The organism is Chelatococcus asaccharovorans (genome assembly GCF_003201475.1).
GTDB classification, from domain to species: Bacteria; Pseudomonadota; Alphaproteobacteria; order Rhizobiales; family Beijerinckiaceae; genus Chelatococcus; species Chelatococcus asaccharovorans.
The window spans coordinates 256,898-283,742 of record NZ_QJJK01000007.1 but is presented as its reverse complement, the minus strand read 5'-3'; the positions used below and the strand labels follow the sequence as shown (position 1 = coordinate 283,742).

Sequence of the window (26,845 nt, the reverse complement as noted above, 5' to 3'; positions counted from 1 at the left end):
ATGGCGGAGACATCCCACCCCTGGCTGACGATACGGCGCGGCGACGCGCCGCTCCTCGTCAGCCTGCCCCACACCGGCACGGAAATCCCGGCCGATATCGCGCATGGCCTTGTCTCGCCGTGGCTCGCCCGCAAGGATGCCGACTGGTGGATCGACAAGCTCTATGACTTCGCCGCCGATCTCGACGCGACGATCGTCCATACGGCCATTTCGCGCACGGTGATCGACGTCAACCGCGCCCCGAGCGGCGCCTCGCTCTATCCCGGGCAGGCAACGACAGACCTCTGCCCGACGACGAGCTTCGACGGCGAGCCCCTGTACAAGCCCGGCGCCGAGCCCACCGCGGCGGATATCGACGCGCGACGCGCGGCCTATTTCCAGCCCTATCACACGGCTCTCGACGCCGAGCTCAAGCGCCTGCGCGCGGCCCACCCCAAGGTCGTGCTCTACGACTGCCACTCCATCCGTTCGGTCATTCCCCGGCTGTTCGAGGGCGAGCTGCCTGAGTTCAATATCGGCACCAACAGCGGCAAGAGCTGCGATCCCGCGCTGGAGACGCTCGTCGCCGAGGCCTGCGCGGCCACGGGCCGGACCAGCGTCGTCAACGGACGCTTCAAGGGCGGCTTCATCACGCGTGACCACGGCCGCCCCGACCGCGGTGTGCATGCCGTCCAAATGGAGCTCGGCTGCCGCGGCTATATGCACGAGCCTGCCGCCGTGGACGAGGCCAACTGGCCTTCGCCCTACGACCCCGCCTATGCCGCGCCCATGCGCGCCTTCCTCACCCAACTGCTGACATCCATGCTCGCCTTCGCGCGTTCGTAAGAGGACCGCTGCCATGACGACCCATACCCGCATCGACAATGCCCGCGTCATCCGCGCGCCGCGCGGCCCCGAGATCAGCGCCAAGAGCTGGCTGACCGAGGCGCCGCTGCGCATGCTGATGAACAACCTCGACCCCGATGTCGCCGAGCGGCCACAGGAGCTCGTCGTCTATGGCGGCATCGGCCGCGCCGCACGCGACTGGGAGAGCTTCGACCGCATCGTCGCGGCGCTACGCCGGCTGGAGGACGATGAGACCCTGCTCGTGCAGTCCGGCAAGCCGGTCGGCGTGTTCCGCACCCACAAGGATGCGCCGCGCGTCCTCATCGCCAATTCGAACCTCGTGCCGCACTGGGCGAACTGGGACCATTTCAACGAACTCGACAAGAAGGGCCTGGCCATGTACGGCCAGATGACCGCCGGCTCCTGGATCTACATCGGCGCCCAAGGCATCGTGCAGGGCACCTACGAGACCTTCGTCGAGATGGGCCGCCAGCATTTCGGTGGCGACCTCGCCGGCAAATGGATCCTGACCGCCGGTCTCGGCGGCATGGGCGGCGCCCAGCCGCTCGCCGCGACCATGGCCGGCGCCTCCTGCCTCGCCATCGAATGCCAGCCGAGCCGCATCGATTTCCGCCTGCGCACGGGCTATGTCGACGTGAAGGCCGACACGCTGGATGAGGCACTGGCAATCATTGATACGTCCTGCGCCGACAAGAAGCCGATCTCCGTGGCGCTCCTCGGCAATGCCGCCGAAATCCTGCCCGAAATGGTGAAGCGCGGCATCAAGCCCGACGTGGTGACGGACCAGACCTCGGCGCATGATCCGGTCAATGGCTATCTGCCTGCCGGCTGGACGCTCGCCCAATGGGAAGAGCGCCGGCAGTCCGATCCCAAGGGCGTCGCCAAGGCCGCCAAGGCCTCGATGGCGGTGCATGTCAGGGCGATGCTGGACTTCTTCCACGCCGGCATTCCGACCGTCGACTACGGCAACAACATCCGCCAGATGGCGCTGGAGGAAGGCGTCACCAACGCCTTCGACTTCCCCGGCTTCGTGCCGGCCTATATCCGGCCGCTGTTCTGCCGCGGTATCGGTCCCTTCCGCTGGGCCGCGCTCTCGGGCGATCCGGAGGATATCGCCCGGACGGATGCCAAGGTGAAGGAACTCATCCCCGACAACGCGCATCTCCATAACTGGCTCGACATGGCCGGCGAGCGCATCAAGTTCCAGGGCCTGCCGGCGCGCATCTGCTGGGTCGGCCTCGGCGATCGCCACCGGCTCGGCCTAGCCTTCAACGAGATGGTGCGCAACGGCGAACTCAAGGCGCCGATCGTCATCGGCCGCGATCACCTCGACTCCGGCTCGGTCGCCTCGCCGAACCGCGAGACGGAAGCCATGCAGGACGGCTCGGACGCCGTGTCGGACTGGCCGCTCCTCAACGCGCTCCTCAATACCGCCTCCGGCGCGACCTGGGTGTCACTGCACCACGGCGGCGGCGTCGGCATGGGCTTCTCGCAGCATGCCGGCATGGTCATCGTCTGCGACGGCTCGACCGACGCGGATGCCCGCATCGCGCGGGTGCTGTGGAACGACCCGGCAACCGGCGTGATGCGCCATGCGGATGCGGGTTATGACATCGCCATCGACTGCGCCCGCCAGAACGGGCTCGATCTGCCCTCTCTCTGAGGATATGTCATGCATCTTCTGAAACATCGCGATCACCGGAAGATGCCGTGGAAGAACGGCGGCGGTGTCACCTACGAGGTGGCTGCCGCCCCGGACGGTGCCGCTCTCGACGCCTTCGACTGGCGGGTCAGCATGGCCCAGGTCGCGGCGCCGGGGCCGTTCTCGGCCTTCCCCGGCTGCGATCGCATCCTGACCGTCCTGTCGGGAGGGCCGATGACCTTGCGCGTGGGGGATGCGCCCGCCCGCATGCTCGATGATGCGAGCACGCCCTTCGCTTTCGCGGCCGATGTCCCATGCGCGGCAGAGACCGTGGATACGGCCCTGCTCGATCTCAATGTGATGGTGCGCCGCGGCCGCGCGACGGCCAGCGTCACGCGTCATCGCGGCGTCAATCTGCGGATCAGCCCACGCGAGACCTCGACGACCTTCGTGCTCGTCAAGGGCGGGACAGCCGCGATCAATTGTCTGCCGACGCTGATGCAGGACGGCGATGTGCTCAAGCTCGCACCGTCCGATCCGCCGGTGACGATCAGCCCCGGCGCCGAGGCCGTGCTCTACGAGATCCGCGTCACCACAGCCCAGGGACATTGACCGCGTCTGGCGCCGTGACCGCGCGGCGCTGCGCGATCATCACCGCTTCCGCGCGATCCACGCGCCCCAGAACAGGCTTGCGAAGAACCGCTGCGGATCGGTGAAGCCGGCGGCATCGAGCAGCGCGAAAACCGCCTCTTCCGACGGCGGCGGATCGGCGCCTTGCAGAATTTTGCCGCGCTTGGCTTCCACCTCCGCGGCGTCGGCGCCAAACATGCGCCAGCGCTCGCCCCACGCCTTCAACAGCAACGGCTTGTCCGCATAGGCATAGTGATTGCCCGCAAGGATCAGCGGAGCGCCCGGCGCCAGGCGGCTCGCGATCGCCCGAAGGATGGCGCGCTTAGCGTCATCGCCCGGCAGATGATGCAGGACGCCGACAAGCGTGGCCGCATCGAAAAGCTCATGCCCGGCCAATTCCTCGACGGTGCCAAGGTTGAGATCGACCCGGGCGGCGAGCCCGCGCTCCTCCAGCCGCGCTTGGGCAAGGGCAAGCATCGGCGGCGAGGGATCGACCCCCACGAACCGCCAGTCCGGCTCAAGCTCTGCCGCCGCGACCACCTCCTGGGCGGTACCGCCGATACCCACCACGAGAATGCGGCAGGCCCGCCCTGAGCCGAGACTGGCGGCCAACATGCAGGCGGCCAGTTCGTGACAGGCCTCATAACCGGCCAGGGCTATGCGGCTCTGCCGCTCATATTCCGCCGCGCGTTCGGGATCGAACTTGGCCGCGGCCGCGACCGTGTCAGGAGAAGACATTTGAGTTCCAGCTTGAGGAGTGAGAAGCCCTTCCAGGGCATGCGGATTTCATACGGAACCCAGCATGCTCCCGTGTTCACGAGTCGCGTCTTTCACATCTGATGGACGGGAAAGGCCCGCAGCTTGGCGAAGAACGGCGTGTCGTGCTCCGGCGGCAAAGGCACTTCGCCGCAATACCAGGAGAAGACATCCTTGTCCTGTTCGTCGAGCAAAACCTCGAAGGCCGCCAGGTCCGCCTCGTCGAGTTCGGCAAGCCGCGCATCGGCGAAGCGGCCGAAGATCAGGTCCATTTCGCGGATGCCGCGATGCCAGGCGCGAAACTTCAGCCGCCGTAGCCGCACCGTATGCGCATCACTTTCCATGTCCATGAGCAACTCCCTCCGACGCAACCTCGCCCAGCCTATACGCGCAATCACGGTCGATGTCAGTCTGTGCGGAAGCGGCGCTTCCTTCGCACATCAGCAGACTATAGGCGATGTGCGCGAAGTATCTGATAACAGTCTAAATTCCGCCTCAATGCGATATTGAAATCTTAATTTCAAATAACTGATGAGCTTATACATGCCTCATATACCAAGAGCAAAATGGTCATTGGACTGGCAGAAAGATGATAGATTTAACAAGAACCTAACAGAGAAAATTATTCTACAAGCCGCGAAGAAGAATTTGTTTATTGCCAAAGCCCTAAAAAATGGGACATTGACCGTCAATGCGGGCCCTCACAAAAAAGGAGCACCAGATGGTGGCGGCGACGCTCGGCTTCACGTTTCAATTCGCATAGACGGGGAAGCCCGCCATCTCCTCGTGAGAAGCGGCGGCGGCGGGCGCAAGAACTGCCGCAAGAACTGCTATGAGTTCTTCAAGGTGGCACGTCTCAGTCCCGGCACCGAATTTCTCCAACTATGGGCCGTAGAGCAGCGCCGGGCTGCCGAAGACGCCGGCCCGGCACACCCGCTGCGATAAAGAACCGCCGCAGGGAGGTTTACAGCGGGGGAGCTTTCGGACATGGAAACAACCCATGCGTCCCAATGCTCTCGACCCCCTGTTCGCCCCCCTGTCGGCTCTGAGCGGCGTCGGCCCCCGGATGGCGCAGCTCTTCGCGCGGCTGCTCGATGCGCCGTCGGGGGATGCGCGGGTCATCGACCTCCTCTTTCACCTGCCCCATAGCGGCATCGACCGGCGCGCCCGACCGACCATCGCCCAGGCCGAGCCGGGCGCGGTGGTGACGCTCGACGTCACGGTGACCGAGCATCGGCCGCCGCCGCCCGGGCGCAGCCGCGCGCCGTTCCGCGTCGTGGTGGAGGATGAGACCGGCGATGTGACGCTCGCCTTCTTCAACATGACGCAGGCACGCCTCGACAAGATGCTGCCGCTTGGCGCCAAACGCCTCGTATCGGGCAAGATCGAATTGTGGGACGGGCACCGGCAGATGGTGCATCCCGACCGGATCCTCGCCGCGGACGAGGCTGACACACTGCCGCCTGTGGAGCCCGTCTATGGTCTGACCGAAGGCCTGTCGGCCCGCTACGTCGCGCGCATCGCCGCCGGCGCCCTGGAGCGCCTTCCCTCCCTGCCGGAGTGGCAGGACGCAGCCTGGATCCGCGCGCAGGGCTTTCCGGCCTTCGACGCTGCCTTGCGGACCCTGCACCACCCGCTCGACATGGCGCCCTTCGCCCCGGAGGCGCCGGCACGCCGCCGCTTGGCCTATGACGAACTCCTCGCCACCCAGCTCGCGCTCGCCCTGATGCGCGCGCAAGGGCGGCGAAGAACGGGGCGCAGCCTCGCCATCGACGGTCATCTCGCCGATGCCATCCGCTCGCATCTGCCCTTCGCGCTGACGGCCTCGCAGGAGAAGGCGGTCGCGGACATCCGCGCCGACCTCACCTCCCCGCACCGCATGGTGCGCCTGCTTCAAGGCGATGTCGGATCAGGCAAGACGGTCGTCGCCCTCCTCGCCATGGCGAGCGCAGCGGAGGCGGGCCGGCAGGCCGCGTTGATGGCGCCCACCGAAATCCTCGCCCGGCAGCATCACGCGCGTCTGGCCCCACTCGCCGCCGCCGCCGGCATCGAAGTGGGGCTCCTGACGGGGCGCGACAAAGGCGCCGAGCGCGCGAAGACGATCGCCAGGCTCGCCAGCGGCGAGATGAACCTCGTCGTCGGCACGCACGCCCTTTTCCAGGAGGGCGTGACCTTTCAGGATCTCGGCTTCGCCGTCATCGACGAGCAACACCGCTTCGGCGTGCACCAGCGCTTCGCACTTGGGCGCAAGGGCGACGCCGTCGACCTCCTGGTCATGACCGCCACGCCAATCCCGCGCTCGCTCGTCCTGAGCTATTTCGGCGACATGGACGTCTCGATCCTCAGCGAGAAGCCCGCCGGCCGCAAGCCGATCGACACCCGCGCGCTGCCACTGGACCGTCTCGACGAGGTCGTCGACGGAATCGGACGGGCGTTGAAGCAAGGCGCGCGCGTCTATTGGGTCTGCCCGCTCGTCGCCGAATCCGAAACGCTCGACGTCGCCGCGGTCGAGGAACGGCACGCCATGCTCCAGCAGTTCTTCGGCGACCGGGTCGGCCTCCTCCATGGCAAGATGGCCGGCCGCGACAAGGACGCCGCGATGGGGGCGTTCCAGCGCGGCGAGACGCGCATTCTCGTCGCGACGACGGTCATCGAGGTCGGCGTCGACGTGCCGGAAGCGACGATCATGGTCATCGAGCACGCCGAACGCTTCGGCCTTGCCCAGCTCCACCAGCTCAGGGGCCGCGTCGGCCGCGGCGCCGAGCGGTCAAGCTGCCTCCTGCTCTACAAGGCGCCGCTCGGCGAGGTCGCGAAGGCGCGCCTCGGCGTCATCCGCGAGACGGAGGACGGCTTTCGCATCGCGGAGGAAGACTTGAAGCTGCGCGGCGAGGGCGAGATCCTGGGCACGCGCCAGTCGGGCGCGCCGGATTTCAAGCTCGCCCGGGTCGACCAGGACGCCGACCTTGTCGCCGCCGCACGCGACGATGCGCGGCTCATCCTTGAGAAGGATCCGAAACTGACCGGGCCACGGGGCGAAGCCCTGCGGTTCCTGCTCTACCTGTTCGAGCGCGACGAGGCGATCAGGCTGCTGCGCGGGGCGGGTTGAAGCCCCGCCCCTATTCGACCTTCTCAACGACGCGCGGCGACGGGGCGGGATCAGCCGTCAGGCGCGCGGTTTCGGCGAGTTGAGCGAGTTTGACCTGCGCATTCGCGGCCGGCTGGATCATGCCCGCCGACATGATCAGCTTGGCGGCATCCTCGACCGAGATCGGCACTTCGATCAGGTCGCGCCGCGGCACGAAGAAAAAGAAGCCCGTCGTGGGATTGGGGGTGCAGGGCATGAAGGCGCTGACGTAGTCGCCGGCTTCCGGCATCTGCGCGGCCAGATCCTCCGATGGCGGCGCCGAGAGAAAGACGATGGACCACATGCCAGGCGCCGGGAACTGCACGAGCCCGACCTTGCGGAAGGAACTGCCGGACTGGGAGAAGATGGTCTCGAAAACCTGTTTAACGCCCTTGTAAAGGCCGCGGACCACGGGCATGCGCGCCAACAGGCGCTCGCCGAGGCTGAGCAGGGTCCTCCCGACGAGCCCGGCCGTGAGGAAGCCGAGCAGCGTCAAGCCGACGAAGGCCACGATCAGGCCGAAGCCGGGAATGGCGAAGGGCAGATAGGTCTCGGGCAGATAAGGCAACGGGATGAGAGGTTTGACCCAGCCATCGACCAAAGTGACCAGCCACCAGATGATATAGGCGGTGATGGCCAGCGGCCCCGCCACGATGAGCCCCGTGAAAAAATAGGTCTTCAAGCGTGCTCCGACGGTCAACGGACCACTCAGGGTCGTCATGTCACGCACGACCTCATGGGCGCTCGGCACCAGCGCCTCTTCGGTGCCACTCCCCAGCCGCCCCTCGTTCCGATGACTGTCGTCCAAAGCCGAGCCTTCTCCGCCGAGCCCACCTGTACCGGGGCACCTTGCCGCACCGCACCGATGGCGCGATCTCGAAGGCAAAGAATAGCACGCTTTTCCGCTGTGTTGCAGCGCGGCAAGATCACGCCGGCGTGACAGCGCCTCGCCAGACCGACCTATTCAACAGTGACCGATTTGGCGAGATTGCGGGGCTGGTCGACGTCTTTGCCCATCACCACGGCGGTGTGATAGGCGAGGAGTTGCACCGGCACGGCATAGACGATCGGCGCGATGACCGGATCGAGTGCCGGCATGCCGATGGCGGCGAAAGTCGCGACGCCGGCTTCTTCGACCGCCCTCTCCTCGCCGATCAGGATGATCTTGCCGCCCCGCGCCGCCACTTCCTGGACGTTGGACACGGTCTTGTCGAAAACAGCGTCATGGGGCGCGAGCACGATGACCGGCATCGCTTCGTCGATCAGCGCAATGGGGCCGTGCTTCAACTCGCCCGCGGCATAGCCTTCGGCATGGATGTAGGAAATTTCCTTGAGCTTGAGAGCGCCCTCAAGCGCCAAGGGGAAGGCGGGGCCGCGCCCGAGATAGAGCACGTCGCGCGCCTTGGCGAGTTCCCGGGCGAGATGCTCGATCTCGCGCTCGCTGGAAAGACTGTCGGCCATGGCGCCCGGCACGGCGACGAGGGAAGCCACGAGGCGCTGCTCCTCGGCCTCCGACAAGGTGCCACGCGCGCGCCCGGCCGCGATGGCGAGCGCCAGCAGCACCGCGAGCTGGCAGGTGAAGGCCTTCGTGGAGGCGACGCCGATCTCCGGCCCCGCCAGCGTCGGCATCACCACGTCGCTCTCGCGGGCGATGGTCGATGTCGGCACATTCACGATGGACAGGATGTGCTGTTTCTCGCCCTTGGCATAACGCAGCGAGGCGAGCGTATCCGCTGTCTCGCCCGACTGGGAGATGAACAGCGCAAGCTCCCCCTCGTCCAGCGGCATCTCGCGATAGCGGAACTCGGATGCGACGTCGATATCGACGGCAAGCCGCGCCAGCCGCTCGAACCAGTATTTGGCAACGAGGCCGGCATAATAGGCGGTGCCGCAGGAGGAGATGACGAGGCGCCTGAGCTTGGCGAAATCGAACGGCAACGCCGTCGGCAGCTTCACCCGGCCGGTCGCCAGATCGACATAATGGGCAATCGTGCGCCCGACCACTTCCGGCTGCTCGTGGATTTCCTTCGCCATGAAATGGCGATGGTTGCCCTTGTCGGCGATGAAGGCGCTCTGGGCGATCTGCTGGCGCGGCCGGGTGACCACGCCTCCGCCATGATCGTGGATCGTCGCCCCGGCGCGGGTCAGGACAGCCCAGTCGCCGTCATCGAGATAGGTGATGCTGTCGGTGAAAGGCGCGAGGGCCAGGGCGTCGGAGCCCAGATACATCTCGCCCTGGCCATAACCGACGGCGAGCGGCGCGCCATGGCGGGCACCGATCATCAAGTCGTCCTCGCCGGTGAAGAGAAAGGCCAAGGCGAAGGCCCCCTTCAAGCGTGGCAGGACGGTGGCGACAGCCTCAGCCGGGGAGCGCCCGCGCTCCAGCTCGCGCGAGACGAGTTGCGCCACGACCTCGGTGTCGGTCTCACTCTCGAAGTAAGCCCCATCGGCCACAAGCTCCGCCTTGAGCTCGCGGAAATTCTCGATGATCCCGTTATGGACGACCGCGATGCGGGCGGTGGCGTGCGGATGCGCGTTGGTCTCGTTGGGACGGCCATGGGTCGCCCAGCGCGTATGACCGATCCCGCTCGCGCCGGCGAGCGGCGTGACGGCAAGCTTCTCCTCGAGATTGCGGAGTTTGCCTTCAGCCCGGCGGCGATCGAGCCGACCGCCGTCCAGCGTCGCAACGCCGGCCGAATCATAGCCGCGATACTCGAGCCGCTTCAGGGCGTCGACAACTTGCGCTGCCACCGGCCCACGGCCGAGAATTCCAACGATGCCGCACATTAGCCGACCACCTCGCTGCAGGGACCCATTCAAGCCCGTACGGGCTAGCAGAAGCGCGGCAGTCTGACCAAATCAAGTTGCATAAACGTTTGTGTCCAGCCTCCAAACGCGATCAATGATCCCCCTTTGGGCCGAACTTATCCCTAAAGAGAGGTACCCAGCCCTCCTTGACGGCCTGGCGGCCCCGCCCCAGCGCCAGCGCATCGGCGGGGACATCGGCCGTAATGACCGAGCCCGAGCCCACAAAGGCGCCGTCCCCTACGGTGACCGGCGCGACGAGCGAGGAATTGGAGCCGATGAACGCGTTGGCGCCGATCGTGGTGCGGTGCTTGCGGAAACCGTCGTAGTTGCAGGTGATGGTCCCTGCGCCGATATTGGTGGCCGCGCCGACGGAGGCGTCGCCGATGTAGGTCAGGTGATTGACCTTGGCGCCGGCGCCCAGGGTCGCTGCCTTGATTTCCACGAAATTGCCGACGCGCGCCCCCTCGCCGAGATCCGCGCCGGGTCTGAGCCGCGCGAAGGGGCCGACCGAGGCCCCCGCTCCGACCGTCGCCCCCTCGATATGTGAGAAGGCGTGGATGACGGCGCCGTCGCCGATGGTGACGCCGGGACCGAAAACGACGTTCGGCTCAACGACGACATCCGTGCCGAAGGCGGTATCGGCCGCGAGAAAAACCGTATCGGGGGCGACCAGCGTGACCCCCATGGCGAGGGCAGCGCCGCGCAGGCGCTTCTGGAAAGATGCTTCTGCCTGAGCGAGTTGCGCGCGATCGTTGACACCTTGAATCTCGTCCTCGCTCACGGTGAGGGCGCGGGTCGCAAGGCCGCGGCGATGGGCGATCTCGACGACATCGGTGAGGTAGTATTCACCCTTGGCATTGCTGTTGCCCACGGCTTCGAGGAGGGCAATCGCGGTGCTGCCGGCGAGCGCCATCACCCCTCCATTGCAGAGCGTGATCGCCCTCTCGCTCGCGCTCGCGTCCTTATGCTCGCGGATCGCCAGGAGGGCGTCGCCATCCCGCACCAGCCGGCCATAGCCGGTCGGATCGGCAGCCTCGAAGCCGAGCACGGCCACCGCGGCGCCATCGGCCAAGGCTTCGCGTAGCCGGCGAAATGTCTCCGCGGTCACGAGCGGCGTGTCACCGAAGGCGATGATCACGTCCTCGGCACCGCGCGCGATCGCTGCGCGCGCTGCCAGCACGGCATGCGCTGTCCCGAGGCGTTCCCGTTGTTCGTGGATTTCGGCGGCAGGGATGGCCTTTTTTGCCGCCGCGGCCACGTCGTCACGGTCGGGGCCGACGACGACGGCAATTTCGCCCGCGCCCGCCGCGGTCGTCGTCGCCAGGACATGGCCGAGCATCGAACGGCCCGCGACCTCATGCAGCACCTTGGGACGCCGGGAACGCATGCGTGTGCCCTCGCCCGCGGCCAGGACGACCGCCAGACAACGGCGCGCGTCATGATTGCGGGCGGATGGCGAGGAGGCGCGCTCACCGGATGTCGTCATAGCTCAATCGTCCTTCCCAGAGGCTGATAAGGGGGCAGCCACAGCCCGATGGCCGTTTCCGAGGCTTCTGTCAAAGCTTTGCCCGTATTTGGTGATCAAGATCCTTCGCGGCACGCATGAATCCACCTCGCGGCCCGACCGATAGCCATGTTAAATGTCAGCCGCCCCGGCTGGAAGCCCCGCTCTCTCCAAGCGCCTTCCTCACTCTAGGAACAGTGGACCGTCGTGTCAGATACAATGCCGTGCCCAATCACTCATGATCGCGTCACACTCGATCGCCGCGAACTTGTTGGCCTCGGCGCTGCCGTGTCGGCCGTGGGGCTTCTTGGCACGAGCCCTGCCAGCGCCCAGAATCAGAACGTCATCGACGCGGCCCTGCAGACGCTTGGCGACGGCAAGACCTTCGATTCCGCCCGCATGGCCGAGGTCGCGAAATTCCTGGCGACGCGCCCCTTCGTGCCGTTGCCCAACGATTTGCCGGATGCCTTCGCGAAGCTGCCGTTCGAGCAATACACGGCGATACGTATCAAGCCCGAATCGTCGATCTGGTATCGCGAGGGGCGTGGCTTTGCGGTCGAGCCGCTGCATCGCGGCTTCGTCTATGGCAACAAGGTGCAGATCTTCGTGGTCGAGGACGGCGTGATCCGGCGCATCGGCTATGATCGCAACGCCTTCGATTTCGGCAAGGTCCCTCCCCCGGCGGACGATCAGGACCTCGGCTTCTCCGGTTTCCGCGTCATGGCCGACAGCGGTGGCGGTGGAAGCTGGGAGGCTGCCATCTTTCAGGGCGCCACCTTCTTCAGGGCGCGCGCGCGCGGCCAGGAATACGGCGTCTTCGCGCGCACGCTGATCCTCAAGCCGGCGGACACCCGTGGCGAGGAGGTCCCCTTCTTCCGGGCCTTCTGGATCGACCGCCCGACGGCCGGATCCGGCGCGATGGTGATCAATGCTCTTCTCGATTCCGAGAACGTCACCGGCACCGCCCGTTTCACCTTGCGCCCCGGCGAGATGACGATCACCGATCTCGAGGTCAGCCTCTATCCGCGCGCCGCGATCGACCATGTGGGTTACGGCGCGATGACCGGCGCCTTCCTCTTCGGCCCGAACGACCAGGCGGCGACGCCGGATGTGCGCGCGGCCGTCTATGAGGTGAAGGGCCTGCAGATCCACAACGGCCGAGGCGAATGGATCTGGCGACCGGTCAGCAACCCGAGCAATCTCGAAATTTCGGCCTTCGTGGATACGAACCCCGCCGGCTTCGGCCTCCTGCAGCGCGACCGCGACTATGCCGTGTTTCAGGATGACCGCCAGCGCTTCGACCGTCGTCCAAGCCTCTGGCTGGAGCCCCTGGGGGAATGGGGCGTCGGACAGGTGCAGCTCATCGAGATCCCCACCGATTCCGAGCTCAACGACAATATTATCGCCTATTGGCGCCCGAAGGACGCGCTGGCCGCCGGCAGCGAAGTGAGCTTCGCCTCCCGTCTGTACTGGTGCTGGTCACCGCCTGAACGACCGGCCATGGCGATTGTGACAGGCACCCGCATCGGCCATGCGGGCTCCGGCCGGGTCATGCGATTTGCCGTGGATTATCGCGCGGAGGCCTTCGCTGACGCCAATCTACTGCGCGATGCGAAGGCGACGGTGACGGCCTCGCCCGGCAAGATCAGCAGGCTCCAACTTTGGCCCTATCCCGAGCGCAAGATATTGCGTGCGACATTCGACCTGGACCCGGGGAGTGATACCGCGTCCGAACTTCGCCTGGTCATCGAGAATGCAGGGAAACCTTTGGGCGAGACGTGGCTTTACCGGTGGACAGGCTGAACGCGGTGACGATGATCGAACCTCCCCTGCCCAAGGATCCAGCGCTGATTGATAAACTCGATATGGTCAATGATTCCGGACAACAGGCGCTCTGCGCGCAAGATGCCGTGGTGAGGGACACTTCTCGCTCCGAGGCCATGACCCTTGACCCGGCTTCGCCTTATCGGGGCGGGCAGGACAGGCGCGCCGCAACTGAGCAAGGCGAGGTCTCCTCGGACGGCCTGCCCACCGACCCGCTGCCACCGGAGAAGCGGCTTGCCATGCCGACGCAATCGCTGCGGGCATGGTCGCCGCGGGATCGACGCCGGTTCGTCGCGCCCCACAGGATCCGCGCGCCGTGGCTCGCGCGCATTCTGGTCTTCGGTGGGGCGGCTGCCCTCACCGGCTATGGCGCCTGGGAAATGTACCAGGTTGTGTCGGTGAGCCGCACCACCGTGCTGCAGTGGGTGCTGCTCGTCCTGTTCACCATCAATTTTTCCTGGATCGCGCTGGCCTTCACCAGCGCTCTGCTCGGCTTCGCGACATTGCTTTTCGCCCGGCGTGACAGGGACACGCTGCCAGGAGCGCTCACTCAGCGCACGGCCGTCGTGATGCCCATCTATAACGAGTCGACGGCGCGCGTGTTCAGTGCCTTCGCCGCCATCCGTGAATCGGTGGAAGACACCGGTCTCGGGGAGCATTTCGACTATTTCATCCTGTCGGATACCACCCAACCCGACATCTGGCTGGCGGAGGAGCGCGCCTTCCTCGATCTGCGCCGTCGTTACGGCAACGATTGCCGCATCTATTACCGTCACCGGGTGAAGAACACCCACCGTAAGGCCGGCAATATCGCCGACTTCGTGACCCGCTGGGGTGGCGCCTATGACCACATGCTGGTCCTCGACGCCGACAGCCTGATGACCGGACGCTGCATCGTCCGTCTCGCCCATACCATGGAGAACGATCCGGACGCCGGCATCATCCAGAGCCTGCCGATGATCATCAACCGCAACACGCTGTTCGCACGTGTCCAGCAGTTTGCGGCTCGCGTCTACGGCCCCCTGATCGCCAAGGGCCTCGCGGTCTGGATGGGCAAGGACGGCAATTACTGGGGCCACAACGCCATCATCCGCACCGCCGCCTTCGCTGCCCATTGCGGCCTGCCGGACCTGCCGGGCAAGCCGCCCTTCGGCGGTCACATCCTGAGCCACGACTTCGTCGAGGCCGGGCTCATCCGCCGCGCCGGCTGGACCGTCTACATGATTCCCGAAATGGCCGGCAGCTACGAGGAAAGCCCGCCATCGCTGATCGACGTGGCGGCGCGTGATCGCCGCTGGTGCCAGGGCAACCTGCAGCATTCGCGGGTGATCGGCGCGCGCGGCTTCACATTGGCGACGCGCCAGCATTTCGCGACGGGCATCTTCTCCTACCTCGCCTCGCCGCTGTGGCTCCTGCAACTCATCGTCGGTATCGTTCTGGTCTGGCAGACGCATTACGTGCGGCCGGAGTATTTCACCCGCGAGTTCTCGCTGTTTCCCGTGTGGCCGCGGTTCGACCCCGAGCGCGCCTTGTTCCTGTTCGCGGTCACCATGGGGATCCTGCTGGCGCCCAAGTTCTTCGGCCTCCTGCTGATGCTCCTGACCAAACAGGAACGGCGCGCGAGCGGCGGCGGCATCCGCCTCGTCATTTCCTTCGTCGTCGAGATCATCCTTTCGGCGCTCCTTGCGCCGATCATGATGCTCATCCAGTCCGGGGCCGTATTCCAGATCCTCGCCGGACGCGACACCGGCTGGCAGCCGCAGCGCCGCGACGACGGCTCGATTCCCTTCCGTGACATCGTGCGGCGCCATCGTACCCACACGATCCTCGGACTGATCACCGGCGTCTCCGCCTTCATGATCGCGCCGTCCCTGTTCGGCTGGATGTCGCCCACCATCGTCGGCCTGGTGCTCGCCATCCCGATCTCCTGGGCCGCCGGCACCCTGGCCCTCGGCCTTGCGCTGAAACGGGTGGGACTGCTGCTCACGCCGGAGGAAACCACTCGCCCGCCGATCGCCGAGCGGGCAGGAGAACTCAATGCGGACTTCCTGCGCGACGGCTTCGATGACGCGGATGCGCTCGACGTGATCCATCGCGATGCCGACGTGCGCGCCTGGCACGAGATGCTCCTGCCGTACGGTTTCAAGCGCCACCGCGGCCAGATCGAGGCCGACCATGCGCTTGCACTCGCCAAGCTGATCGATGCCGAGACCATCGAGGATGCGCGCGCCTGGCTGAAGCCGAAGGAGCGCATGGTCGTGCTGCAGGACCGGGGCATGCTCTCCATGCTCTCGAAACTGCCGACCCAACGTCAACTCTCGGCCGAGGCGGCATGAGGCAATCGGCCGGGCCCGGCCGAATCCCGCACTGGACTCGCGCGGCACGGCCGCTCGCGTCGCAGGCGGCTCTCCACATGCCAACGGTTTAAGATGGTTGACCCGGAGCCCTTGAGACCGTATCTCAAGGCACTTCCTTTGGGAGCGCGTAGCTCAGCCGGTAGAGCAACTGACTTTTAATCAGTAGGTCCTGGGTTCGAGCCCCAGCGCGCTCACCACAAGCCGTTCAAATTGCCTGGAAGTTCGGACGCATGAATGTCTCGCTGCATCGAGCCGTTGCGAGCCGGATCCGCACGATTTGCTTTTTCGGCTCTCCCTGCTGCCCCCGTGAATCGACGCCCGCAGGCGAGGCGCATCGCATGACGATCGCTGCAAGCGCGACGCCCGGCAGGGTGACGATAGCGGCAGAGGCTCGTCGCGCGCCTGCGCTTCATCCGACGTTCGCAGCGCGGATCGCCCTTACCGGCCCCACCGCAGCGCCAGAACGTCGAGCCGCTTCGCAAGCTCGAGGAGTTGGGCGCGTGCGGCAGGGTTGAGCGGCGGCAGCGGGCTGCGGAGCGTGTCATGCCGGATCACGCCGCCTTCCTTCATGAGGGCCTTGCAGGCGGCCAGGCCGCATTGCCGGTTTTCATGATTGATCAGCGGCAGCCAGCGCGCATAAGCGTCCAGCGCCTTCTCCCGGTCCCCGGCGAAATAGGGATCGGTGATCTGCCGAATGCCGTCGGGATAGCCCCCGCCCGTCATCGCGCCGGTCGCGCCAGCGTCGAGATCGGCCATCAGCGTAATCGCCTCCTCGCCGTCCCACGGTCCGACGATCGCCTCGCCGCCCTCCTCGATCAAGGCGCGCAACTTCGCCGCGGCGTGTGGAACCTCGATCTTGAAATAGGCGAGGTGCTCGATCTCCTTCGCCATACGGGCGAGGAAGGGCACCGACAGCGGCGTGCCGGCGACCGGCGCGTCCTGCACCATGATGGGGATGTCTATCGCATCGGAGACGGCCTTGTAGAAGGCGTGGATGGAGGCTTCCGGCACGCGGAAGGTCGCGCCGTGATAGGGCGGCATGATCATCACCATCGCCGCCCCCCTCTCCTGCGCGCGCTTCGAGCGCTCGGCACAGATGTGGGTGGCGAAATGCGTGGTCGTGACGATCACCGGCACGCGGCCGGCGACGTGCTCCAGAACCGTGGTCATGACGAGGTCGCGCTCGTCATCGGTGAGGACGAACTGCTCGGAGAAATTGGCAAGGATGCACAGGCCATGCGAGCCGGCGTCGATCATGAAGTCGATCGCCCGCTTCTGGCCGTCGAGGTCGAGCCGGCCCTCGGCGTCGAACACCGTGGGCGCCACCGGAAAGACACCCTTATAAGGTGGAGCGGCGGGAGTGGAGGTCGTCATGGGTCACCTTCCGTGCGGAGCGTCAGCCGGACATAATACCGGCTCAGATGGCGCGCGCGATCGCGGCATGGCTGGAGGGGGCTCGTCGCGCAGGATGACGACACGATGCGCGGTCATCCCGGATGTTCTCCCCCCGTAGCTTGGCTATATCTTGGCCACTTATAGTCTTGGCCAATTGCACTCTTGGCGTAACGCGTTCTTGGGTGCATTGCATTCTGATGACCATCACATAGTCCGGCACGATCGAAAAGGCCTATTATCTGACCATTTCGCAAACTGCGCTTGCTTGCCGAGGCGAGCCGGTGCCTCCCCCCGCGCGGATGCGGCCATTTCCCCTGCCGCCGCATGAAGCGATGCGTCGCGCTGTGTGATGCTCACCTATGAGCCGACAGTTGAAACGTCCTGTCCACAGCCAATCGCGCACGCGAAACCTTTACCGTACGACGTATTCAGAGAATGCGGGACGAATCCGGCGCGTGTCTGACCGCGCGAAATGTTGATCTGATTGATAAAAATATAGCCACGCGCTAGCTTGCCGAAGATTTCACCGTCGACACAGGATAAGGGGTTCCAGACGTGGCAAGCGGATACGCCAAAAGTGTTCAGTCGCGCGACCTCGGCGAAGCTGTCCGCGCGAAATGGATCTGGTTCCTGTGCCTCGGCCTGCTGTTGATTGCCGGCGGGGTCCTCGCCATCATGCTGCCGGTCATTTCGACGATCGCGGCGAGCCTGGTGCTCGGCGTCGTCCTTGCCTGCGTCGGCATTGTGCAGATCATCCAATCCTTCCAGGTGAAGGGCTGGGCCGGCTTCATCTGGCATCTGCTGATCGGCGTGATCCAGTTCGTGGGCGGCGTGCTCATCTATCTCAACCCGCTGGCGGGTGCGATCGCCATTACGGGGCTCATTGCCATCGTGTTCCTGGTCCAGGGCCTGTCGCAGATCGCGCTGGCGATCAGGCTGCGCCCGCAGAGCGGCTGGGGGTGGCTTCTCGGCTCCGGGATCATCGCCTTGCTGGCAAGCGCCGCGCTGCTGCTGAAGTTTCCCTACACCAGCGTCTACACACCGGGTACGATCGCCGGTATTTCGCTGCTATTAGCCGGCTGCGCCTATCTCGCCATCGCTTTCACCGCGCGGCGCATCGGGTCGACGCTTTAGACAGCCCTGCGTCTGCTCCGATGCCCGTGGCTTTCGCACGACCAAGCCATCAACGAAATGGGCATCGGCGTGCTGCAGTCTCGATGACAGGCTGTTCATCTTGACGTCTCGCCGACGCTTGTTTTTTGGTTCTAGCGCCGTTATCAGGCAAGGCGGGTGTCGGTTGGGTTGGGCCGCCGGCAGGTTACGAGCTGGTCGGGCCGCCAGCTCCGGAGACTGACATCCATGGTCCAAAAGGCCGCGACGCGGACGCCGACACGTGCACAAATGCTGGCTGAACGCGCAGCCGCATCCATCGAGCGCTTCATCCATATCGAGGCGACGAGCGGCGTCGTGCTCATGGTGGCCGCCGCCATCGCACTGGCCTGGGCCAACTCCCCTCTTGCGCATAGCTACCACGCCCTGTGGCATCTGCCGGTCACGCTCGGCTTGGGCGACTACGTCTTCGAGCGCTCGCTGCATTTCTGGATCAATGACGCCCTGATGACCGTGTTCTTTCTGGTCGTCGGGATGGAGATCCGGCGCGAGATCCACGAAGGCGCGTTGTCGGACGTGCGGCAGGCCGCACTGCCGATCATGGCTGCCATCGGCGGGGTCGTCGTCCCAGCGATCATCTACGTGGTGCTCGTCGGACAGGGCGAGGTATTGCGCGGGTGGGCGGTGCCGACCGCCACCGACATTGCTTTCGCGGTCGGCGTGCTCGCCCTGCTCGGCAAGTCGATACCGAGCAACGTGCGGATATTCCTGCTGGCACTCGCCATCATCGACGACATTATCGCGGTCCTGATCATCGCCGTGTTCTACTCCGGCTCCCTTGAACCCGCGGGACTGTTCATATCCATGGGCGGCGTCGCCTTGGTCCTGCTCATGCAATGGATCGGTGTCGCCAATGCCTATGCCTATGTGGTGCCGGCCGCGGTGCTTTGGGCGGGATTGCTCTATACCGGAGCGCATCCGACCCTTGCGGGCGTGGTGCTTGGCTTGATGACACCCGTGCATGTGGCACGCAGCCGCGAGCGCCCGCTCGATATGGCCATGAAGGCGATCAACGATATCGTTGCGCTCCGGCAGGCCCCTTCGCATGCGGATAATGGACTGGCGCCCTCGCTCAAGACGTTGCGCAGGGCGCAGCGTGATTTGCTGCCCCCCGTGACGCGGGTGCAGATGGCGCTGCATCCCTGGGTCGCCTTCGGCGTCATGCCCCTGTTCGCGCTCGCCAATGCCGGCGTCAGCCTCGATGGCGTGGATCTCGACGCGCCCGGTGCGGTGTCCGTGCTGTTGGGCGTTCTTCTCGCCCTTGTCGTCGGCAAGCCCGTCGGGGTGCTGGCCGTTTCCTGGCTGGCGGTGAAACTCCGGCTTTGCCGGATGCCCGCCGGTATCGACATGGCGGGTCTCGCGCTGATCGGCCTGCTCGCAGGTATCGGCTTCACCATGTCGATCTTCATCGCGACGCTCGCCTTCGCGGATGACAATCTCCTCAACGCGGCGAAACTCGGCGTCCTCGTGGCCTCCGTCATCGCGGCCACGGCGGGACTGGCCTGGGGACGGATTGCCATGGGACGCCGGTAGGCAACCGCGTCAGCAATCCGCCGGCGTGGATGAGCCCGGCCCAAGGCGATCGACGATCACCGCGCCGGCCTTCATCACGAAATCGACCTCCCGAAAGGCCTCCCTGTCCTCGAGAGGGTCTTTCCGCAGAGCGATGAGATCGGCCGCCAGCGAGACCTCGAGTTTTCCGACACTCTGATCGATGAGGAGCGTCTTCGCCGCCTGCGAGGTCGCAGCACGGATGGTTTGGGCCGCCGAGAGCCCGCCGCGTATCAGCCAGGCCATCTCCATCCAGGTATCCTCAAACGGCGTCTCACGGACGCCCGCATCATTGCCGCAGACCATCGGCACACCAAGGGCGACGAATTTGCCGAAATTCTCCACCATCACGTCGAACTGGCGCAGCGCATGGGCCTCCTGGGGCGTCGCCGCGCCCCGCGCACGCACCGCATCGAGCGCGCGGGTGGCGGTGGAGAGATTGGCCATCATCGCCGAGCCGCTATCGCGCACGACGGCGGCAATGTTAGGATCATAGCGGCGGACAATCATGCCATCGGCGTCGCGTTCATAGAAGGCGCAATGCTCGAGGCTGTCGATGCGGGCCAACGCCGAGCGTCGAATGCTCTCAGTCGACAGCACGTGGGACACGCTTGGCAATGCGCGCCGCCGCGCCTCTTCAGCGATCAGGTTGAGGGTCTCCTGCGCGAAGATCGTTTCGACGGGGTCGGAGCCCGGCGTCATGGAACCGCCGCTCGCCATCACCTTCACACTGCGGCCGCCCTCGCGCTCCAGACGGTCGATATGCCTGAGGATGTCATCGTCGGTTTCGACGATCCCGTGCATGAAATGCAGATGGCCCGCGTGGACCGTGATGGGCGGGCCGGAACACAGGATCGTCGGCAGCGGCACGGGTGCGAGGTCCGGCCGGCGGGCGAGAGCCAGCATCGACCAGCTCGAGCCGCAGTCGCGGATCGTCGTCACCCCGCTGAGGAGCATGCGGTGGGCATTGCCCATGGCCCGCATCAGCCGTTCCTCGTCATTCTCCGCATAGAAGTCGTCGAGCGGCGCAGGCGATGCGCTGAATTCGAGATGCACATGGGTGTTGATGAGACCGGGCAGGACATAGCGCTCTCCCATGTCGATCACGCGGGCGCCGGCCGGCGGGGCGGCGGGTGCTTCGGCGCGCGCGGTGATGACGCCGCCCTCAATGCGCAGCAGGCCGGGCGTGAAGCGGCCATCGCTGTCGTTCCAGAGATGGTCGGCGCGGATCCAGAGGCTGTCAGTCATTGTCGACCATTGGGTTGAGGAGCCGATAGACCACATCGACCAGCAAATTGACGATGAGCACGAAGGACGAGGCGACGAGCAGCAGCCCCTGAATCACGGGATAGTCGCGCCGCAGCACGGCCTGGACACCGAGGCTGCCGATGCCGGGCAGTTGGAAGAGCGTCTCCGTGATGAAGGCCCCGCTGAGGAGCAAGGCCATCGACAGGCCGATGATGGTGATGATCGTGATGATCGCGTTGCGGAAGGCATGTTTGCCGACCACGACCCGTTCGGGCAGGCCCTTGGCGCGCGCCGTGCGGATGAAATCGGCCTCCAGCACCTGCAACAGGCTGGCGCGCGTCATGCGGGCGAGAAGTGCAGATTGCGACAGACCGAGCGCCACGGCCGGCAAGGCCAGGTGGTGGAGCCAGGGCAGCAGGCCGTCGCTCAAGGGCTCGTAGCGCCCGATCGGAAAGAGACGCCATTCCACGCCGAGCAGATAGATCAGCAGCATGCCGACGACGAATTCGGGGACACTCAGGAAAGTCAGGGACAGGCCGATCGTCGACGCGTCCTTCCAGCTGTTCGGCGACAGGGCTGCGATGATCCCCAAGGGGACGCCCACGACGATGGCGACGAGAAGCGCAAGCAGGCCGAGACTGAAGGTGACGGGCAGCCGCTCGATGATGGCATCCGCCACCGAGCGGCCGAGGAAGAACGAGTTGCCGAGATCGCCGGTCATGGAACCGGCGACCCATACGCCGAGCTGTTCAATATAAGGACGATCGAGACCGAGCCGCGCACGCGCGATCGCCAGCCCCTCCGCGCCCGTGTCCTGCCCGACGAACCCGGCGGCGGGGTCGCCGGGCGTCGCATGAACGATCACGAAGGACAGGACGCTGACGGCGATCCACATCGGAACGAACAGGATCAGCCGGCGTAGGATCATATTGAACATGGCGGATCCCGCGCGCCCCGTTACTTCTTGGTCTGGGAGACATCCCAGAAGCGCGGCGTGACATAGAAGGGGATGTAACCCTTCAAGGTGGTGCGGGTGCCTTCCGGCTCGAAATAATCGCCGATGCGGAGAACGGGCAGATCATCCCAGACGATTTGCTGAACCTCCGCCCAGGCCTTCTTGCGCTCGTCATCGGGCAAGCCTGAATTGACCTTGGCGAGCGCGCCTTCCATCGCCTGGTTGCAGTAGCCGAAGGCGGAAACCGTGCCGCATTGCAGCGACGAGAGCGTCTGGAACGGGTCGAGCCGCGGCGACCAACCGGTCTGGTTGATGCCCCAGTCGGTCTTCTCCTGCGCGCGCTTGATCTGCGACGGCCAGTCCATCAGCTCCAGCTTGACGTTGATGCCGGCCTTCTGCCACTGCGCCGCGAGAGCCTGGCTCGCCTTGAACATCCAGCTGTAGTTCTGGTTGGTAATGAAGGTGATCGGCTCGCCGTTATAGCCGGCTTCGGCAAGAAGCTTCTTCACGGTATCAGCATTCGGCGCGTTGTAGGCCTGCGCGCCGGCCTCCGAATACCACTGCTTCTGCTCCGGGAAGAAGATGCTCGGCTGGACGCGATAGTAATCCTTGCGGCCGAACGAAGCGGCCTGCAGGATCTGCTCCGGGTTGATCGCCGCTTCCAGGGCCTTGCGGAACGGCTTCTTGGACACCCAGGGATCCTTGTGGTCGAGTTCAACGAGGATTGCCCAGCGCGGCTTGACGATTTCGATCTTCAGCGCCTTGTCGCCCTCGAGCTGCGGGACGGCCGTGATCGGCAGCGCTTCCGCATAGTCGAAATCGCCCGTCTGCAAGCCCGCGACCCGCGCCGCCTCCTCCGGCACGGGCAGGAAATTCACCTCGTCCGCGCAGGCCGTCCGCGCGCCACCGAAGCCTGTCGGCCCCTTGAAGCGCGTGTCGGTCACATAGTCGGGAAATTTGGACATGCTGATGCTGACGTCCGGCCGCCAGCGATTGAGCTTGTAGGGGCCCGTGCCGATGATGTCGGCGCCCGTCACTTCCTTGTCGCCATATTTCGCAACGATGTCCGCAGGGTAGATCGCGACCGTCGGCGAGGGGATGGCGAGGTTGCTGAGGAATGGAAAATCGGCTTTCAGCGTGAATTTCACCGTCTTCGGATCGATGGTCTCGACCGATTGCACGTTCTTGAAGCGGCCCGCGCCGGGCGAGACCTTCAGGAAGCGCTGAACGGACGCCGTCACGTCGTCGGCCGTCATGGTCTTGCCGTTGTGGAACTTGATGCCGTCACGCAAGGTGAAGGTATAGGTGAGGCCGTCGTCGCTGCGCACCCAGCTTTCGGCAAGTTGAGGAATGACCTGATAATTCTCGTCGTAGGTCACCAGCGATTCAAACAGGTAGATCGCCACCTGGCGGCTGGCGTTGGTCGTCGACAGAATGGCATCCATCGTCGAGGCGTTGGTCGTCATCGCAGCCTGGATCTTGCCGCCCTGCACCTCGCAGGCGGCATAGGCGGCGGGCGCGGCACCGGCGAGCAGCAGACAGCCAAGCACGGCTGAGGTCGGCATCGTCTTCATATCAGGTCCCCTCTCGTCTTGTGAGTTATGGCCGTTCAGATTCTGAGATCGTCCAATCCTGTGGCTTTGATGGGCGGGCGCTGGGGCGCGAATTCGGCAAAGCGCCTGGCCGCGCCCATATCCTTGAGACCAATTCCGGTGACGACGCAGGTGACGGTCGCCTCGGGATCGATCTCGCCCCGACGCGCCGCCGCCATCAAGGCGGCCGCCGCATAGGCACCCTGCGGCTCGGCGAAGATGCCTTCCTTGGTAGCGAGCCAAGTCTGCGCCTCGGCGATCGCATCGGCACCAAGCGGCGTCAGGGTTCCTCCCGTCGCCTTGATCGCGCCGTCGGCCCAGTCACCGTCGAGCGGCAGATAATAATCGCCGGATGCGTAGGGCTCCTCATGCAGCTTGTCGATCGGCGCATAGTTGCGGTCGATCCGCTGGCCGCCATGGATCACGGGTATGGCCGTCGCCTGCGCGAGCCCGACAAGTTCCTGAAAGCCCTTGTAGACGCCACCGAGCAGGCCACCGCCGCCCACGCAGCAGAATACCATGTCCGGCACCTGGCCGAGGCTTGCGGTGATCTCGAAGGCGATGGTCTTGGTGCCCTCCACCATGAAGGGATTGACCGGCCGCGCCGAAATCATCGGCACGATGTCACGGGCCGCGCAAAAGGCGCCGAGATCGGCATAGAGCTGCCAGTAGCTGCGGACGTGGCCCGGCGTCGGTGCCGGCACCAGATAGAGCTGAGCACCATAGACGCTGATCTGGTCGCGCTTGCCGTCGGCCGTATCCTCGGCCACCAGGACGATGGCGTCATAACCGGCCTTCGCGCAATAGGCGGACAACGCGTTGCCGACATTGCCGGACGAGACCGTCGCGTAGCGGCTGCGTCCCCAGGACCGGCCCATGCTGATCGCGACCGACATCTGGCGGTCCTTGAACGACCCGGTCGGGTTCGACCCTTCGAGCTTAAAGAACAGGTTCTTCAGCCCGAGTTCGCGCGCGAAGCGTTCCGAGCGGACGAGCGGGGTGTTGCCCTCGCCGATACTGACCACATGCGACTGGTCGAACGGCGTGAGCACGGCACCGAAGCGCTCCCACATGGAGCCGGCCGTCTTCCAGCGGGCGGCGAAGACCTCGGCCGCCGCGTCGAGGTCGAAGGTCACGCTGATTTCGCCGCCGTCGTCCGGCGCACGCAGGGTCGGGCCGATCGGGTAGCGCGTGCCCGTCTTCACATTGGTCAGCCAAGCGCGGTTGAGATCGTCGGTCATCGGGATAGCCATATGTGGGAGATCTGCCAGGGAACTGTCATTACGGCGCCAGGATCTCGCGGCCGCGCACCATCACCCATGCGGGGGCGCGGAAGGCTGCGGGATCCTCGAGAGGATTGTCGGCAAGCGCGATCATGTCAGCGCGCAGCCCCGCGCGGATCGCGCCGGCCTCATGATCGATCCGCATGGCACGGGCCACGATGGTCGTCGCATTGCGGACGGCTTGCAGCGGCGTCAGGCCCGCCTCGACCATCAGGACCACCTCCCGCCATGTCTCGTCGAAAGGGGTCGCTGCCGTGCCGGCATCGGTGCCGCAGATCATCGGAATGCCCTGATCCGCCATATCCTTGAAAATCTGCATCATCCGCCGCTCCTGCGCGAGGCGGAAATGCTCGTGGGGCGTGCCCTCGCCCGTCGCGCGCACCATGTCCAGCGCGTGGGTGCTGGCGGCGAGCCCCATCATCACGGCCGCGCCGCTGGCGCGGATCGCATCCGTCACATCCTGGCGGTAGACCCGCTCCATCCAGCCCTCGGGCGAGCGCTCGAAGAAGGCGCAGTGCTCGATACTGTCGAAGCCGGCGCGGGCGCTGCGGATCGTGCCCTCGGACGACAGACAATGGGAGACCGTCGACATATCGAGGCTGCGCGCTTCCTCGACCAGCGCCACGAGCTCGGCCAGTTCAAAGGCCGGCACTTCGGGGCGCGTTCCCGGCGTCATCTGGCCACCGGTCGCCATGACCTTGGCGCTCCTGGCACCGGCAGCGTGGGTCTCGCGCACAAGCGCCCTCACCTCGTCGCTGGTCGTCGCCTCGCCGCCCATATAGTGAAGGTGCCCGCAGACCGCCGTGATCGGCGGGCCGCACATCAGGAGATTGGGCAGGACGGCCTCGCCTTCCTCCGCGGCGGCGAGCATCGCCTGCATCACCGTCATATCGGAGCCGCAGTCGCGCGCCGTGGTCACGCCGCTCAGCGCCATGGCGCGGGCATTGGCGAGGGCCCGGGCGACACGCTGTTCGGGTGTCTCCGCCAGATACACCTCTCTGACGTTGTCCGTGCCGTTGAAGGCGAAATGAACATGGCTGTTCATCAGCCCGGGGAACAGGAAGAGCCCGTCGAGATCGACCACGCGCGCGCCGGCGGCGGCGGGATGCGAGGCGATCTCCGTTCGCGGCCCGATCGCGGTGATCGCGCCGCCTTCGACGAGCACGTCCTGGCCCGGAACGACCGCGCCTTCGTCGTCAAGGAACACCCCGGCCGAACGGATAAGTGCGGCGTCCGTCATCGCTGCCTCCGCTTCGGATCGATCGCCTGGCCAAGCCCGTCGCCGAGAAGATTGAGCGAGAGCACAGTCAGGCCCAGGGCAAGGCCGGGATAGACGATCAGCCAGGACGCCTGCTGGAAGCTCGAGCGCGCCTCGCCCAGGATGTTGCCCCAACTCGGTTCCGGCGGCTGCAGCCCGAGGCCGACGAAGCTCAGGCCTGCCTCGCCGAGGATCGCATAGGCGAAGAGGAAAGTTTCCTGCACCATCAGGGCCGGCAGGATCCCGGGCAGGATGTGGACGAACAGGACGCGCGGGCGCGACACGCCGATCGCCTCTGCCGCTTCCACATAGGTTTGCTCGCGCAGGACGAGCGCCTCCCCACGGACGATCCGGGCGGTGCGCGGGATATAGACGAGCGAGAGGGCGAGCACGACGTTCAGCGCCGTATTGCCGAAGGCCGCGAGAATGGCCAACGCCAGGAGGAGCGCGGGAAAGGCCATCAGCACGTCCATCGAGCGCATCAGGAGCCCGTCGAGCTTGCGGATCGTACCGGCCAGAAGCCCGATGACCGTGCCCGCGACAGCGGTGACGGCCATCACGGAGGCGCCGATCATGAGGCTGTTGTGCCCGCCGTAGACAATGCGCGCGAGGAGGTCGCGCCCCAGCGCATCCGTGCCGAGCCAGTGCTCGGCGGATGGTCCGGTGAGGATCATCGCGTAGTCGAGCGCTTCAGGATCGAGAGGAACGACGAGCGGCAATCCGAACAAGGCGATGAGCATGGCCGCGAACAGGAGGCCGCCGGTGAGCAGAAGGAGGTTGAGGCGCGGGAAACGCCGTCTTTTCACCGCCTGTTCTGCGCCAGCCGCCAAAACCATGTTCCTGCCCCCACGTTCCTGCCCGCCACGCTCCGTGCCATGCAAAAAGCCGTCGCGCCGGGGCGG

General features: G+C 65.6%; 21 protein-coding genes and 1 tRNA gene. 10 read left to right on the top strand and 12 right to left on the bottom strand.

Annotated features, from left to right (window positions below; all coding sequences use genetic code 11):
• The 3 genes from hutG to C7450_RS18055 are packed head-to-tail and all read left to right on the top strand — an operon-like array spanning position 1 to position 3,100.
• The gene (gene hutG, locus C7450_RS18065) at positions 1-825 is read left to right on the top strand and encodes an N-formylglutamate deformylase (protein WP_110375841.1); all 825 of its coding nucleotides are present in this window, start codon (positions 1-3) and stop codon (positions 823-825) included.
• A gap of 13 nt (positions 826-838) precedes the next feature.
• Positions 839-2,509 carry a urocanate hydratase gene (gene hutU, locus C7450_RS18060; RefSeq protein ID WP_110375840.1) on the top strand — a complete coding sequence of 557 codons (1,671 nt, stop codon included), beginning with the start codon at positions 839-841 and terminating at the stop codon, positions 2,507-2,509.
• 9 nt (positions 2,510-2,518) lie between these two features.
• A complete protein-coding gene (locus tag C7450_RS18055) occupies positions 2,519-3,100 on the top strand; it encodes a HutD/Ves family protein (protein WP_110375839.1) in 582 nt (193 codons plus the stop codon).
• A 39-nt stretch (positions 3,101-3,139) separates the two neighbouring features.
• Here C7450_RS18055 and C7450_RS18050 read toward each other — a convergent pair whose 3' ends face one another.
• Complete coding sequence (locus C7450_RS18050; protein ID WP_110375838.1) at positions 3,140-3,856, bottom strand: SAM-dependent methyltransferase; 717 nt, start codon at positions 3,854-3,856, stop codon at positions 3,140-3,142.
• Between the two features lie 92 nt (positions 3,857-3,948).
• A complete protein-coding gene (locus tag C7450_RS18045; protein WP_110375837.1) occupies positions 3,949-4,224 on the bottom strand; it encodes an FAD assembly factor SdhE in 276 nt (91 codons plus the stop codon).
• Between the two features lie 193 nt (positions 4,225-4,417).
• Here C7450_RS18045 and C7450_RS33600 point away from each other — a divergent pair, with 193 nt between their 5' ends.
• Together C7450_RS33600 and recG are read left to right on the top strand one after the other, a co-directional pair.
• Entirely contained in the window at positions 4,418-4,819 is a 402-nt protein-coding gene (locus C7450_RS33600) for a hypothetical protein (RefSeq protein ID WP_146227386.1), read from the top strand.
• 55 nt (positions 4,820-4,874) lie between these two features.
• The gene (gene recG / locus C7450_RS18040; protein WP_110375836.1) at positions 4,875-6,980 is read left to right on the top strand and encodes an ATP-dependent DNA helicase RecG; all 2,106 of its coding nucleotides are present in this window, start codon (positions 4,875-4,877) and stop codon (positions 6,978-6,980) included.
• 10 nt (positions 6,981-6,990) lie between these two features.
• Here recG and C7450_RS18035 read toward each other — a convergent pair whose 3' ends face one another.
• From C7450_RS18035 to glmU, 3 genes are all read right to left on the bottom strand, one after another.
• Positions 6,991-7,806, bottom strand: a complete 816-nt coding sequence (locus C7450_RS18035) for a DUF502 domain-containing protein (protein ID WP_410369434.1) — start codon at positions 7,804-7,806, stop codon at positions 6,991-6,993.
• A 152-nt stretch (positions 7,807-7,958) separates the two neighbouring features.
• Positions 7,959-9,785, bottom strand: a complete 1,827-nt coding sequence (glmS, locus tag C7450_RS18030) for a glutamine--fructose-6-phosphate transaminase (isomerizing) (RefSeq protein ID WP_110375835.1) — start codon at positions 9,783-9,785, stop codon at positions 7,959-7,961.
• A gap of 112 nt (positions 9,786-9,897) precedes the next feature.
• The gene (glmU, locus tag C7450_RS18025; RefSeq protein WP_110375834.1) at positions 9,898-11,292 is read right to left on the bottom strand and encodes a bifunctional UDP-N-acetylglucosamine diphosphorylase/glucosamine-1-phosphate N-acetyltransferase GlmU; all 1,395 of its coding nucleotides are present in this window, start codon (positions 11,290-11,292) and stop codon (positions 9,898-9,900) included.
• Between the two features lie 237 nt (positions 11,293-11,529).
• Between glmU and C7450_RS18020 the strand changes: the two genes are divergently transcribed.
• From C7450_RS18020 to C7450_RS18010, 3 genes are all read left to right on the top strand, one after another.
• Complete coding sequence (locus C7450_RS18020) at positions 11,530-13,113, top strand: OpgD/OpgG family glucan biosynthesis protein (RefSeq protein WP_110375833.1); 1,584 nt, start codon at positions 11,530-11,532, stop codon at positions 13,111-13,113.
• 137 nt (positions 13,114-13,250) lie between these two features.
• Entirely contained in the window at positions 13,251-15,470 is a 2,220-nt protein-coding gene (mdoH, locus tag C7450_RS18015) for a glucans biosynthesis glucosyltransferase MdoH (protein WP_110375998.1), read from the top strand.
• A gap of 142 nt (positions 15,471-15,612) precedes the next feature.
• Positions 15,613-15,688: transfer RNA gene (locus C7450_RS18010), tRNA-Lys, on the top strand.
• Positions 15,689-15,929: 241 nt separating this feature from the next.
• On the opposite strand, the gene C7450_RS18005 is transcribed toward C7450_RS18010, so the two are convergent.
• Complete coding sequence (locus C7450_RS18005) at positions 15,930-16,865, bottom strand: dihydrodipicolinate synthase family protein (RefSeq protein WP_110375832.1); 936 nt, start codon at positions 16,863-16,865, stop codon at positions 15,930-15,932.
• A 576-nt stretch (positions 16,866-17,441) separates the two neighbouring features.
• Here C7450_RS18005 and C7450_RS18000 point away from each other — a divergent pair.
• Together C7450_RS18000 and nhaA are read left to right on the top strand one after the other, a co-directional pair.
• A complete protein-coding gene (locus tag C7450_RS18000) occupies positions 17,442-18,020 on the top strand; it encodes an HdeD family acid-resistance protein (protein WP_245449886.1) in 579 nt (192 codons plus the stop codon).
• A gap of 225 nt (positions 18,021-18,245) precedes the next feature.
• Positions 18,246-19,589 (top strand): Na+/H+ antiporter NhaA, encoded by a 1,344-nt coding sequence (nhaA, locus tag C7450_RS17995; RefSeq protein ID WP_110375831.1) that lies wholly within the window; start codon positions 18,246-18,248, stop codon positions 19,587-19,589.
• Between the two features lie 9 nt (positions 19,590-19,598).
• Here nhaA and C7450_RS17990 read toward each other — a convergent pair whose 3' ends face one another.
• From C7450_RS17990 to C7450_RS17965, 6 genes are read right to left on the bottom strand one after another with little or no spacing between them, the layout of a single operon-like run.
• Positions 19,599-20,855, bottom strand: coding sequence for an amidohydrolase family protein (locus tag C7450_RS17990; protein ID WP_170147299.1), 1,257 nt, complete (start codon positions 20,853-20,855; stop codon positions 19,599-19,601).
• Positions 20,848-21,792, bottom strand: a complete 945-nt coding sequence (locus tag C7450_RS17985; protein ID WP_110375830.1) for an ABC transporter permease — start codon at positions 21,790-21,792, stop codon at positions 20,848-20,850. The genes C7450_RS17990 and C7450_RS17985 overlap by 8 nt, the downstream gene beginning before the upstream one ends.
• A gap of 20 nt (positions 21,793-21,812) precedes the next feature.
• Entirely contained in the window at positions 21,813-23,384 is a 1,572-nt protein-coding gene (locus C7450_RS17980; RefSeq protein ID WP_110375829.1) for an ABC transporter substrate-binding protein, read from the bottom strand.
• 35 nt (positions 23,385-23,419) lie between these two features.
• On the bottom strand, positions 23,420-24,643 hold the full coding sequence (locus C7450_RS17975; protein ID WP_170147298.1) for a pyridoxal-phosphate dependent enzyme: 1,224 nt from the start codon (positions 24,641-24,643) through the stop codon (positions 23,420-23,422).
• Between the two features lie 40 nt (positions 24,644-24,683).
• Positions 24,684-25,925, bottom strand: a complete 1,242-nt coding sequence (locus C7450_RS17970) for an amidohydrolase family protein (protein WP_110375827.1) — start codon at positions 25,923-25,925, stop codon at positions 24,684-24,686.
• On the bottom strand, positions 25,922-26,779 hold the full coding sequence (locus tag C7450_RS17965) for an ABC transporter permease (RefSeq protein ID WP_110375826.1): 858 nt from the start codon (positions 26,777-26,779) through the stop codon (positions 25,922-25,924). Before C7450_RS17965 ends, C7450_RS17970 begins: the two co-directional genes overlap by 4 nt.
• Positions 26,780-26,845: the final 66 nt, after the last annotated feature.

Excerpts from the sequence above, each read along its gene's own strand:
- glmU (WP_110375834.1), bottom strand. The coding sequence starts at position 11,292 with ATGACGACATCCGGTGAGCGCGCCTCCTCGCCATCCGCCCGCAATCAT.
- C7450_RS18005 (WP_110375832.1), bottom strand. The coding sequence starts at position 16,865 with ATGACGACCTCCACTCCCGCCGCTCCACCTTATAAGGGTGTCTTTCCG.
- C7450_RS18045 (WP_110375837.1), bottom strand. The coding sequence starts at position 4,224 with ATGGACATGGAAAGTGATGCGCATACGGTGCGGCTACGGCGGCTGAAG.
- hutG (WP_110375841.1), top strand. The coding sequence starts at position 1 with ATGGCGGAGACATCCCACCCCTGGCTGACGATACGGCGCGGCGACGCG.
- mdoH (WP_110375998.1), top strand. The coding sequence starts at position 13,251 with ATGACCCTTGACCCGGCTTCGCCTTATCGGGGCGGGCAGGACAGGCGC.
- C7450_RS17990 (WP_170147299.1), bottom strand. The coding sequence starts at position 20,855 with ATGACTGACAGCCTCTGGATCCGCGCCGACCATCTCTGGAACGACAGC.
- glmS (WP_110375835.1), bottom strand. The coding sequence starts at position 9,785 with ATGTGCGGCATCGTTGGAATTCTCGGCCGTGGGCCGGTGGCAGCGCAA.
- C7450_RS17970 (WP_110375827.1), bottom strand. The coding sequence starts at position 25,925 with ATGACGGACGCCGCACTTATCCGTTCGGCCGGGGTGTTCCTTGACGAC.
- C7450_RS17985 (WP_110375830.1), bottom strand. The coding sequence starts at position 21,792 with ATGTTCAATATGATCCTACGCCGGCTGATCCTGTTCGTTCCGATGTGG.
- C7450_RS18020 (WP_110375833.1), top strand. The coding sequence starts at position 11,530 with ATGCCGTGCCCAATCACTCATGATCGCGTCACACTCGATCGCCGCGAA.
- hutU (WP_110375840.1), top strand. The coding sequence starts at position 839 with ATGACGACCCATACCCGCATCGACAATGCCCGCGTCATCCGCGCGCCG.
- C7450_RS18050 (WP_110375838.1), bottom strand. The coding sequence starts at position 3,856 with ATGTCTTCTCCTGACACGGTCGCGGCCGCGGCCAAGTTCGATCCCGAA.
- recG (WP_110375836.1), top strand. The coding sequence starts at position 4,875 with ATGCGTCCCAATGCTCTCGACCCCCTGTTCGCCCCCCTGTCGGCTCTG.
- C7450_RS17980 (WP_110375829.1), bottom strand. The coding sequence starts at position 23,384 with ATGAAGACGATGCCGACCTCAGCCGTGCTTGGCTGTCTGCTGCTCGCC.
- C7450_RS17965 (WP_110375826.1), bottom strand. The coding sequence starts at position 26,779 with ATGGTTTTGGCGGCTGGCGCAGAACAGGCGGTGAAAAGACGGCGTTTC.
- C7450_RS17975 (WP_170147298.1), bottom strand. The coding sequence starts at position 24,643 with ATGACCGACGATCTCAACCGCGCTTGGCTGACCAATGTGAAGACGGGC.
- C7450_RS33600 (WP_146227386.1), top strand. The coding sequence starts at position 4,418 with ATGCCTCATATACCAAGAGCAAAATGGTCATTGGACTGGCAGAAAGAT.
- C7450_RS18055 (WP_110375839.1), top strand. The coding sequence starts at position 2,519 with ATGCATCTTCTGAAACATCGCGATCACCGGAAGATGCCGTGGAAGAAC.
- nhaA (WP_110375831.1), top strand. The coding sequence starts at position 18,246 with ATGGTCCAAAAGGCCGCGACGCGGACGCCGACACGTGCACAAATGCTG.